Origin of the sequence: Paenibacillus sp. AR247 (assembly GCF_002968895.1) — a bacterium.
Lineage (GTDB): Bacteria > Bacillota > Bacilli > Paenibacillales > Paenibacillaceae > Paenibacillus_AQ > Paenibacillus_AQ favisporus.
This window is the reverse complement of the sequence record NZ_PCZT01000024.1, coordinates 259,808-269,632: the sequence shown is the minus strand read 5'-3', so window position 1 is coordinate 269,632 and position 9,825 is coordinate 259,808. Positions and strand designations below refer to the sequence as shown.

14 protein-coding genes and 1 pseudogene are annotated in these 9,825 nt (G+C 53.6%); all 15 read left to right on the top strand.

Annotated elements, in window-relative coordinates; all coding sequences use genetic code 11:
- The first annotated feature begins 123 nt into the window (after positions 1-123).
- Entirely contained in the window at positions 124-330 is a 207-nt protein-coding gene (locus CPT76_RS32155) for a hypothetical protein (RefSeq protein ID WP_105445776.1), read from the top strand.
- A gap of 269 nt (positions 331-599) precedes the next feature.
- A complete protein-coding gene (locus CPT76_RS32150) occupies positions 600-1,229 on the top strand; it encodes a hypothetical protein (protein ID WP_105445775.1) in 630 nt (209 codons plus the stop codon).
- Positions 1,219-1,767, top strand: a complete 549-nt coding sequence (locus CPT76_RS32145) for an accessory gene regulator ArgB-like protein (RefSeq protein ID WP_258169020.1) — start codon at positions 1,219-1,221, stop codon at positions 1,765-1,767. Before CPT76_RS32150 ends, CPT76_RS32145 begins: the two co-directional genes overlap by 11 nt.
- The gene (locus CPT76_RS32140) at positions 1,745-1,885 is read left to right on the top strand and encodes an AgrD family cyclic lactone autoinducer peptide (RefSeq protein ID WP_089549203.1); all 141 of its coding nucleotides are present in this window, start codon (positions 1,745-1,747) and stop codon (positions 1,883-1,885) included. The genes CPT76_RS32145 and CPT76_RS32140 overlap by 23 nt, the downstream gene beginning before the upstream one ends.
- Positions 1,886-1,904: 19 nt before the next feature.
- Complete coding sequence (locus CPT76_RS32135; RefSeq protein WP_181153188.1) at positions 1,905-2,282, top strand: LytTR family DNA-binding domain-containing protein; 378 nt, start codon at positions 1,905-1,907, stop codon at positions 2,280-2,282.
- Positions 2,283-2,437: 155 nt separating this feature from the next.
- The gene (locus CPT76_RS32130; RefSeq protein ID WP_105445773.1) at positions 2,438-3,082 is read left to right on the top strand and encodes a TetR/AcrR family transcriptional regulator; all 645 of its coding nucleotides are present in this window, start codon (positions 2,438-2,440) and stop codon (positions 3,080-3,082) included.
- A 122-nt stretch (positions 3,083-3,204) separates the two neighbouring features.
- Positions 3,205-3,714 (top strand): transporter substrate-binding domain-containing protein, encoded by a 510-nt coding sequence (locus CPT76_RS42535; protein ID WP_483870085.1) that lies wholly within the window; start codon positions 3,205-3,207, stop codon positions 3,712-3,714.
- Positions 3,678-4,136, top strand: a complete 459-nt coding sequence (locus tag CPT76_RS42530; protein WP_483870084.1) for a transporter substrate-binding domain-containing protein — start codon at positions 3,678-3,680, stop codon at positions 4,134-4,136. The genes CPT76_RS42535 and CPT76_RS42530 overlap by 37 nt, the downstream gene beginning before the upstream one ends.
- Positions 4,137-4,171: 35 nt before the next feature.
- On the top strand, positions 4,172-4,816 hold the full coding sequence (locus CPT76_RS32120; protein WP_105445772.1) for an amino acid ABC transporter permease: 645 nt from the start codon (positions 4,172-4,174) through the stop codon (positions 4,814-4,816).
- 13 nt (positions 4,817-4,829) lie between these two features.
- Positions 4,830-5,582: an amino acid ABC transporter ATP-binding protein gene (locus tag CPT76_RS32115; protein WP_105445771.1), complete on the top strand. Its 753-nt coding sequence runs from the start codon at positions 4,830-4,832 to the stop codon at positions 5,580-5,582.
- Positions 5,583-5,667: 85 nt separating this feature from the next.
- Positions 5,668-6,882, top strand: coding sequence for a M24 family metallopeptidase (locus CPT76_RS32110; RefSeq protein ID WP_105445839.1), 1,215 nt, complete (start codon positions 5,668-5,670; stop codon positions 6,880-6,882).
- 231 nt (positions 6,883-7,113) lie between these two features.
- On the top strand, positions 7,114-7,320 hold the full coding sequence (sda, locus tag CPT76_RS32105) for a sporulation histidine kinase inhibitor Sda (protein ID WP_105445770.1): 207 nt from the start codon (positions 7,114-7,116) through the stop codon (positions 7,318-7,320).
- Between the two features lie 322 nt (positions 7,321-7,642).
- Positions 7,643-8,344, top strand: coding sequence for a response regulator transcription factor (locus CPT76_RS32095; protein ID WP_105445768.1), 702 nt, complete (start codon positions 7,643-7,645; stop codon positions 8,342-8,344).
- Positions 8,341-9,258: a sensor histidine kinase gene (locus tag CPT76_RS32090; protein WP_105445767.1), complete on the top strand. Its 918-nt coding sequence runs from the start codon at positions 8,341-8,343 to the stop codon at positions 9,256-9,258. Before CPT76_RS32095 ends, CPT76_RS32090 begins: the two co-directional genes overlap by 4 nt.
- A gap of 90 nt (positions 9,259-9,348) precedes the next feature.
- A pseudogene (locus CPT76_RS32085) lies at positions 9,349-9,825 on the top strand (ABC transporter ATP-binding protein); the annotation flags it as partial.

Here is a 9,825-nt window from a genome sequence, read left to right as displayed (position 1 = left end):
ATTCACGTACAATCAGGAAAGGTTTTCCTTGGATAAAAAGTACCGGATAGGGAGGGATTCGCATTCATATGAAGTATATGTTTATAGAGGTGAAAAGAAATAGATCGAAGGGAGTTTACCTATATGAATCAATCATGTTTCGAAGACCGGATTTACTGTATGGGATGCGGCAAGCTCGTGAAGGAGCACGAGGCCAGACAAGTGCTGAAGACCGGATACTATATGCACACTCACCGGCTGGCGGCGGGATGCGATGAGTGCGGAGCGCATTACGTGGATTTGCTGCCGGATGAGACGGCCTCCAGAGCGGCGAGCTACCACCCATTTTGAAAGCGTATTCATAAAAAGGGTTTGTGTCGATTTAACCGGGAACATGTCGTAAAAAAATTCGCTAAAACATAAAATTCCATCTTTCGTTTTTATCGACAACGTCGTATGTTTATAGTAAGTAAAAAATTCCAATTTATAAAATATATTAGGGAAGCGAAATGCACCGGGGAAGTCCCTCGGCGTATGGATGCTGGCCGCCGCCTGTGAACCGTGAGAATAACGGAAGAAAAGTCAAACATAGGAATGGTACGGTAGTAGGAGGAAGTTAGGTGGAAGCTCTCGGCTTCATGTTTTTTTCAACGCTGGAGACATTTGCGATCTATTCTCTGACGATGTCGCTGTTTAGGTTCAAAACCTCGGATTACTTGTGGCAGGCTCTGTGTATCACGCTGCTGGCGAATGTGCAGAGCTATGTTATGAGGGACGAGCTGTCGCTGGCATTTGCGGCACCGTTAATCACGATTCTGATTTACATTCTGCTGTATACGACCGTGATGAAGATTCCTCTGGCCTGGTCGGCTATCTGCACGATTCTGGGTTATGCGCTGTATGCGCTCATCCAGACCGTCTATGTGCTCTGGTTGTTCGGATCGGTTCAGGAAGCCAGCGCCACGGACGTTAACTCTTACAGCTTGCAGGTTGTCTCGGCGTTAACGGGACTTGGGGTATCGTGGCTCATGTACAAGTTTGGCATCGGGTTCGCCTTTGACTTTGAAAGGCTGCGCTTCAAGAAAGAGCACATCGTGCTGGTGCTGCTGATTATGGTCACGCTCGTCTTGGTGGAATTTATTTTCTATTACAACAAGGTATGGATCAACGTTCTGTTTTTCGCCTGCACGTTCGGCCTCTTTTTGTATTACACCATCCGAAAGGAAGAGGAGGATATCCATGCTGATTGAAACGGCCGCCGTACGAATCGCCGAAGGGATCAAGCGGCAGGTTCCGGATCATAAATCCTCGGTGAACATCCTCAAACATGCGATTGCCGTCATTCTGAACGTGGTGTTGATTATCGCCCTCACGCTGCTGATCGCGTTCTTCACAGGGCATATGGACCGCGCGGCGACAGCGCTGATCGGATTTGCGTTGCTGCGCCAATTCACGGGCGGTATTCATCTGAAAACCGGGGAATGGTGCGTGCTTGTCACCACCGCCTTGTTCACCCTGGTGTCGTTCATCGAGCTGTCCGCCTTCTATGTTCAGGTACTGAACGTTCTCAGCATGGTGCTTGTGGCTGTATTTGCTCCGTGCAAAATCGAAAAGCAATCCAGAATACCGCGCAGGCATTATCCCAAGCTGCGGGTGATCGGAGTCCTCATTGTACTGGCCAACGTCCTGATCCAGTCGCAGACGCTTGCTGTCGTCTTCTTCGTCCAAGCCCTCAGCCTGATCCACCGAAAGGAGGTGAAACGCCATGTCACTGATCAGCAAAGTTAAGCACAGCACATTCACAGCCATTGCTTCGGCATTAACGCTGGTAGCTGTGTATCTCGTAAGTGTTGCCAGTCCTGTGTATATTTACAGCGGTGAGACGCCAGAGGAGCTGCTGAAGTGAAATGGAGGAGCTGATTCAGATGCAATATCTTACGGTTTCACGAGATATTGAAGGGGAATCAGGCATCGTCAATCTTCGGGTACACGATATTTTGTTCATGGAATTCAGCATTCCGGCAGACCGGGTTGTCGTTCATACGATGGAAGAGCAGTTTTATATGAACGGCACGCTCAAATACTGGTCCGGCATGCTGAGCGCGAGCGGGTATACGTTCCGCAATGTGGACCGGAACCTCGTCAACGTGGACAGGATTATGCTGATCGACAGCGTGTACAAGAAGGCGTATTTTGAGCCAGAAATCCATAAAGGCTCCAAATGCTGCACCATGGCGTTTAAAAGGTACAACAAGATTAAAGAGGAGCTATTAGCCTATAACCCGGGAATATTGATCATCTGAAAGGAGCTGCGCTAAGCAGCTCTTTTTTTTGCTTCTTCAACGCTTCTCAAAAGGCGCAGAGCTGCTCGCGAGGAAGAAATTACGCTTGACCCCAAAGGCTTCATATACTATAGTAAACCCATCGGAATTAAATTAACTGACTCGTCAGTCAAGTGATGAAAGGGGTCCTGATTCTGCCATCGCAAACTAATGAGGAACCGCAGCGCGAGCAGGAGCTGAGGCAGGCCGCCCTCGAGCTGTTTGCACGCAAAGGTTACCATAATACAAAGATATCGGAAGTAGTGAAGGCGGCCGGCGTCTCGCAGGGGACGTTCTACTGGTATTTTGACGGGAAGGAGCAGATGGCCATCCGTTTGGTGGAGAACGGTCGGGACAAGCTGGTCGAGGTCATTGAACAGGGATACCGCAAGCATGCGGGATCTGTAGACGACATGGTGAATTCCTCAGCCAACCTGCTGACCAACCTGTTCGAGTTTGCCAATGAAAACCGGAATTTGATGGCCTTTCTGCTGATCAAGGGGCAAGGCGCTGATCCCAAGGTCCGTTCGGCGGTATCGGAAGTGTGGATCGCGTTTGAAGAGGCCTTTAAGAAAAATGTGCTCCGCGCTATAGAGTTGGGCATGCTGCCGCAGTTTACGGACGTTTCGCTGCGCGTGAACATTCTCGTGTCGCTCATCACGGGCGTTTTGACCAAATGGTTGTTCGGTCCGCTGCATGACGTGGACTACGAGCCGGTATACACCGCATCGCAGATTGCCGAAGAAACGGCCCGGTTCGAGTTCCGCGGGCTGCTGGGTTAAATATTACAACCTATATAGAATGAACTAAAGAAATGAATAACACAGGCCTCTATTGGGCCGTATAACAGGAAGTTCAATAAAAACATTAGTTCAATCTATATATTTTAAGGGGGATTATAGAAATGAAGTTTAGAGTCAAATCACTATTTATGTCGCTGTCGCTGATCGCCGTTATCGCTCTGGTACTGGCCGGCTGCGGCAAAGATCCGGCGTCATCGGGCAGCAATGCTTCCGGAGGAAGCGGCAATCAGGCGTCTTCGTCGGCTGGCAATCTGCTTGAACAGGTCAAGAAGAACGGAAAAATCAAGGTAGGTTTGATGGGGACGTATGCCCCGTATAACTTCTTGAACGACAAGAAGGAAGTAGACGGGTACGACGCCGACATCGCCAAAGCGATCGCCAAGAAGCTCGGGGTTGAGGCTGAGTTCATTACCGGCGAATTTTCGGGCCTGATCGAGGGGCTGCAGCAGGGGAAATACGATGTGCTGATCAGCCAGGTGACGATCACGGATGACCGGAAGAAAACGATGGACTTTTCGGAGCCATACATCAAGAACTCCGTCCAGGTGACGATCACGGATGACCGGAGAAAACGATGGACTTTTCGGAGCCATACATCAAGAACTCCGTAAATGTGGTCGTGAAGAGCGACAACGATACGATCAAGTCGATCGATGATTTCAAGGGCAAGAAGATCGGTGTCGGACTTGGCACCAATGACGAGAAATACCTGCGCGACGAAGCGATGCCGAAGGTTGGCAAGTTTGAAATCGCGACATACAACGACGTCATTTCGTCTCTGATGGATTTGAACACGGGCCGGATTGACGCAACGATCAACAACATGTTCGCCCTGAAGCCTCTTATCGACCAGAACCATCTGAAGATCAAAGCGGTCGGCGATTCCATCAAGGACGATTATGCCGGTGTTGCGATGCGCAAGAACAATCCGGAACTGCTGGATGCAATCAACAAAGCGCTGGACGAAATGAAGACCGACGGAACGCTGAAGGAAATCCACCAAAAATGGTTTGGCGTCGATCCAAGCTTTTAAGTTATGAGTCTTACAGCTGTGGGAGGCCGTTTTAAATGAAATTGGTAATGGATAATTTGGGTTTTCTGTTTACGGGAGCCTATTACACCCTGCTCATCACGATCGTCTCCATGTTTTTTGGGTTGTTTATCGGACTGTTCACAGCCATCGCCCGGTTAAAAGGAAACCGGCTGATCGCCGGCATCGCCAGGGTATATGTGTCCATCATCCGCGGAACCCCGATTATCGTGCAAATCTTCATCATTTATTTCGGCTTGCCCGATTATGGGATTACCCTGGGGCCGCTGATGGCAGCATATATTGCGCTTAGCATCAATATCGGCGCTTATTTGTCTGAAACTTTCCGCGGGGCGATTCTGTCCGTGGATAAAGGGCAGACCGAAGCGGCACTGACTCTGGGGCTGACGCCGTGGCAGACGATGCGCAAGGTCGTTCTGCCCCAGGCGGCCCGGGCGGCGATTCCGCCAATGGGCAACACGTTTATCGGCATCTTAAAGGAAACGTCGCTCGTGTCCATCGTCACGGTTACAGAGCTGCTGCGATCGGCACAGCTGCTGATCGCGCAGTATTACGTGGCGATGCCGTTCTACCTTGCTATCGCCGTCATGTACTGGGTGATGAGCACAGGCTTTTCGGCGATTTTGAACGTCATTGAGCGGAAGCTGTCCAAGGCTTATTAAGGAGGGAGAAGGCATGATCGAAGTCAGCCATTTAAGCAAAAGCTTCGGATCGTTATCGGTTCTGAAGGATGTGAGCCTGAACATTCGGCAGGGCGAAATCGTGGTGCTCTTGGGTCCCAGCGGCTCGGGCAAAAGTACCTTGCTCCGGTGCCTGAACGGCCTGGAACAGGCTGATGCCGGCTCGGTCCGCATCGACAGCGTCCACATTGAAGCTGCGATGCGCGCCAAAGAGCGAAAAAAGGCGGTCCACGAGCTGCGCAGCCTGACGGGCATGGTGTTTCAGTCGTTCAATCTGTTCCCTCACCTCACCGTCCTGGACAATGTGATCATGGCCCCGATGACGGTGAAAAATATGCCGAAGGAACAAGCGGTTGACATTGCCGAAAAGCTGCTTGGCAAGGTAGGCTTGGCGGAGAAGAGGGACGAGTATCCTTCGCGGCTGTCCGGCGGGCAGCAGCAGCGGGTGGCAATCGCCCGCGCTTTGGCGATGGAGCCGAAGATCATGCTGTTCGACGAGCCGACATCGGCGCTGGATCCGGAGCTGACCGGCGAGGTGCTGCAGGTGATGCGGCAGCTGGCGGAAGAAGGAATGACGATGGTCGTCGTTACGCATGAGATGAAATTCGCGCAGGAAGTGGCGAATCGGATCGTGTTTATGAGCGAAGGCATCATTCAGGAAGAAGGGGCGCCGGAGCATTTCTTTGCCGGACCGAAGACGGAACGGGCGCGCAAGTTCCTTCGCCAGATGGCGCAGGAGCCGGTCTAAGGCTGGAATATAAACGATGATACACGGACTTAAGAACGGAAATACGGAGACAGGACAGCCTGATCCGAAGGAGTTGAAGCGCAGCATGAATGATCATCAGCAGCATCTGGACATGATTTCGGAGCGGGTACGGCGGATCATGGACAGTGAAAATATCGACGCGCTGGTCGCGACCAGCAGCGAAAATTTTTATTATCTCTCAGGGCATCAGAGTGCCTTTATGTATACTCTGCGCATGAGTGAGATTGGGCTGGCGGTTCATTTCCGCGATCCCGGGCGGAAGGCAGTCGTCATCATGAATGATTTCGAAGCCGCCGGGTTTGCCGGGGATCCCGAGCAGTATGAGGTTCGCACCTACCCTACTTGGGTAGATGTGGATGATCCGCTTCATTTGAAAGGCGGCAGCTATCAAGGGAAGCGGCCGGTGTCCCCACAGGCGGAGGAGATGTTCGGCGTCCTTCAGCAGGTGCTGGAGGAGTACGGCATCTCCCGGGGGCGAATTGCGGCCGAGCTGGATTTGATGCGGCATTCTTCCGTGATGGCGCTGCGCAAGGCGTGCCCGGACATTTCCGAGCTGGCCGAGGCGGGGCCGATCTTCACGCGGCTTCGGGCGATCAAGACGCCGTGGGAAATTCAGCAGCTGCGCCGGGCATGCGCTTATGCGGAAGCGGGTGTCGAGTACGCGGTCCGCGAAATCGAGCCGGGTGTTTCTGCCGCAGGGATCGTGGATGCGTTCCGGAGATCGCTGATGCGGAATCCGGACGGGTCGACGCCGCGGTTCCATATGATTTCGGTCGGGGACCACTTTGCCCCTGTGCAAGTGTTTGATACCCGGCCAAGCCAGCCGGGGGACGTGATCAAGTTCGACGTAGGCGTCGAGGTGGCCGGCTACGGCTCGGACATCGCCCGCACCTTCGTGCTGGGCGAGCCTACGGATGTCACGAAGCGGATCTATGAGGCCCTCCGGCGCGGGCATGACCGCCTGCTGCAGACGATCGAGCCCGGGATGCCGATGCAGGCGGCATTCCAAGAGGGGATGAGCGTCATCCGTGCGGCGGGGCTGAGCCAGTACAACCGGGGCCATCTGGGGCATAGCGCAGGGCTGAGCCTTGCCGCGGAGGAAGGGCCGTTCATCAGCCCGTCCGAGACGGCGGTTTTTGAGCCGAACATGGTCGTCTGCATCGAGACGCCTTACTACGGCTACGGGATTGGAGCCATCATGATTGAGGATATGCTTCTGATTACGGAGAACGGCGTGGAGCGGCTGAACCGTTTAAGCACGGATTTGGTATCTTTGTAATTAAGCGTAATGGAAGTAAAGTTTTGTCTGATTAGGGATTAATTTGACGAATTGATATTTTTCTGGAAAACATTCATCCCGATGAAAGTGCGTTTACAAACCGGCTGACTTGGTTTTAAATAGGGTAAGCCCATTTTCCTCGCAAAATCGGTTACTCATCATTAAGGGTTCCTTTCCTCCTGGAAGATCTCCAGGATTCTTAGGGAACCTTGGAAGATCGGGGGGATTGAAATGCAAATCTTGTCTGATGAACAGCTGCTGGAATGCGTGATGCTGGCCAAGCAGTTGGAACTGGATCGGGAATTTCTGGCCCTGTTGATGTCGGAGCTGCAGCGCCGGGGAATCGAGCTGCAGGATGAGGACGGTGTTCTCCATCAGGAGAATTATCAGGTATCCGGAAGCCGCGAGCTCGATGCAGCCGAAATGTACTTTGCATGATCGGGAGAGTCGTCATGAGACCCATGAGAGCGCCGTTGCAGCACTTGCTTCGGGCTCACCGGTTGAGCACCTGACTGAAGAGAATAAAGGCCTCAGCGATGCTGGACCATTCCATATTCGGTAACAAGATTTTCGCTGCAAGCGGTCTGCTTTCAGTGAATGTATGCAATTGGATCGTTTGAGACAAGGAGCTGCGCCCTTTGGGGCTGCAGCTCCTTTTTTTATGGGATTCCAGCCTGGAATTCGGCCCGGCAGGCCGGACATGGTACAATACCAAAGGAGTGAGAAGACACCTTTACTTTTCCAAAGGAGATTTTTCGTCATGTTTAAAATTTTCATTGTCGAAGATGACAAGAAGCTTGTCAGCCTGCTGGAGGAGCATTTGCATAAATTTGAATATGACACGCGTTCCGTGACAGATTTTGCTGCGGTTCTGAGCGACTTCCGGAGCTACGATCCTCACCTGGTGCTGCTCGACATCAATTTGCCGAAATACGACGGATACTATTGGTGCCGGCAAATTCGCGGCCTGTCGACCTGCCCGATTATTTTCATATCGGCCCGGGAGGGCAAGATGGACCAAGTGATGGCGCTGGAAAACGGGGCGGACGATTATTTGACCAAGCCGTTCGATTATGAAATCGCCGTGGCCAAAATCAGCAGCCAGCTTCGCCGGGCGTACGGTTCGTATGCCGCATCCCAGCAGACGCGGTCCGTCACGGTCTCAGGGCTTACGCTGGACGTGGACCGGCTCTCTCTGACCTTGAACGGGCAAAAGGTGGAACTCAGCCATACCGAAGCCAAAATATTAGAGGAACTGCTGACCCGCCAGGAGCAGGTCGTCAGCCGCGACCGGCTGCTGGACCGGATCTGGGATGACCAGTCGTTCGTGGATGACAACACCCTGAACGTCTACGTCACCCGCGTCCGCAAAAAACTGTCGGGGCTCGGCGTGCAGGATGCCGTCCAGACCGTCAGGGGCCAAGGTTATCGGCTGCTTCCAAACTGGGAGGACGAAACATGAAGCTGTATCTGAGAGACCAAGCCCCGCTTATCGCCCTTTATATTCTGCAATTATTTCTCATCACGCTGGTATACCGGCTCGACGGATACCAGAACACCGAGGTCAGCCTATATGCGGCGCTGCTCAGCAGCTTCCTGTTCGCCGGGTACCTCCTGATCCGGTACTGGCGCAACCGGACCTTCTATGCGCGGCTGTCCGCGCCGTCCCCGACGACGGAAGAGCTGCTGAACAACAAGCAGCAGACTCCCTTGTCCCTGAGCCTGCACCGTCTGATCAAGGGGCAGTACCGCCGCTATCAAACCGAGCTGCAGCAGTATAAGCACAAGCTCGATTCCCATATTCAATTCATCAACCAGTGGGTGCATCAGATGAAGACGCCTGTGTCGGTCATCCATCTGATCATTCAGCATCAGGACAAGCCGGAGTTCACCGCGATCGGCGATGAGCTCGACCGGCTCCGGAAGGGGCTGGACATGGTGCTGTACACCGCCCGGCTCGACACGTTCGAAAAAGACTTTTATGTGGAAGAGCTGGATCTGGAGCAGGTGGTGCCGGCTTCGGATTACTACAGACGAGAAGTGGCTGCCTTTGTCATGACCCAGCTGGTCACAAACGCGGTCCGGTATTCCGCAGGGGAGGAGCACCGGCAAATCCGGTTCCGCGGATACCAATGCGGCAGCGAGGCGGTTCTGGACATCCAGGACGAGGGCATCGGCATTCCGCAGGGGGATCTGCCGCGCGTGTTCGACCCGTATTTTACCGGCGAGAACGGCCGGTTGTACCAGGAATCGACCGGGATGGGACTGTACCTGGTCAAGCAGATTTGCAGCCGCATGGGACACGGCGTCGAGATCGAATCGGAGGAAGGACGGGGAACGACCGTCCGAATCAAATTCAAGCTTACAAATGTGTAAGCTAGTGTAATGTTGCGCGATGGCAGGCTGAAGCAGGCACTGCCTATAATAAGCCTATGACAGAAATCAAAGCGGAGGAGCCTGGAGCACGTGACGATTCTGGAAGTGAAGCATTTGTCGAAAATCTATGAAGGCCGCGTACCGCTGCAGGCGCTCGACCATATCCAGTTCGCGGTGTCCGCCGGCGAATTCGTGGGTGTGATGGGCCCCTCGGGGAGCGGCAAGACTACGCTGCTCAACGTGATCGCGACCATCGACGAGCCGACGGCCGGCGAAGTCTGGATTAATGGGACCAACCCGCATCAGTTGAGCCGCAAACAGACCGCGCTGTTCCGCAGGCGCGAGCTGGGCTTCGTGTTCCAGCACTTCAACCTGCTCGATACCTTAAGTGTCGGGGAGAACATCGTACTGTCCCTGTCGCTGGACGGGGTGCCCGTACGGGAGATGGAGCGCAGGCTGGAGGAAGTGGCGGAGAAGCTCGGCATTCGCGGAATTCTGGACAAGCGCACCTATGAGATTTCGGGGGGACAGGATGCAGCGGACAGCCATCGCGCGGGCGCTGATCCA

Coding starts and splice junctions, on each gene's coding strand:
- CPT76_RS32095 (WP_105445768.1), top strand. CDS start 7,643: ATGTTTAAAATTTTCATTGTCGAAGATGACAAGAAGCTTGTCAGCCTG.
- CPT76_RS32145 (WP_258169020.1), top strand. CDS start 1,219: ATGCTGATTGAAACGGCCGCCGTACGAATCGCCGAAGGGATCAAGCGG.
- CPT76_RS32110 (WP_105445839.1), top strand. CDS start 5,668: ATGAATGATCATCAGCAGCATCTGGACATGATTTCGGAGCGGGTACGG.
- CPT76_RS32120 (WP_105445772.1), top strand. CDS start 4,172: ATGAAATTGGTAATGGATAATTTGGGTTTTCTGTTTACGGGAGCCTAT.
- CPT76_RS32135 (WP_181153188.1), top strand. CDS start 1,905: ATGCAATATCTTACGGTTTCACGAGATATTGAAGGGGAATCAGGCATC.
- CPT76_RS32115 (WP_105445771.1), top strand. CDS start 4,830: ATGATCGAAGTCAGCCATTTAAGCAAAAGCTTCGGATCGTTATCGGTT.
- sda (WP_105445770.1), top strand. CDS start 7,114: ATGCAAATCTTGTCTGATGAACAGCTGCTGGAATGCGTGATGCTGGCC.
- CPT76_RS42530 (WP_483870084.1), top strand. CDS start 3,678: ATGGACTTTTCGGAGCCATACATCAAGAACTCCGTAAATGTGGTCGTG.
- CPT76_RS32130 (WP_105445773.1), top strand. CDS start 2,438: ATGAAAGGGGTCCTGATTCTGCCATCGCAAACTAATGAGGAACCGCAG.
- CPT76_RS32090 (WP_105445767.1), top strand. CDS start 8,341: ATGAAGCTGTATCTGAGAGACCAAGCCCCGCTTATCGCCCTTTATATT.
- CPT76_RS32140 (WP_089549203.1), top strand. CDS start 1,745: ATGTCACTGATCAGCAAAGTTAAGCACAGCACATTCACAGCCATTGCT.
- CPT76_RS42535 (WP_483870085.1), top strand. CDS start 3,205: ATGAAGTTTAGAGTCAAATCACTATTTATGTCGCTGTCGCTGATCGCC.
- CPT76_RS32155 (WP_105445776.1), top strand. CDS start 124: ATGAATCAATCATGTTTCGAAGACCGGATTTACTGTATGGGATGCGGC.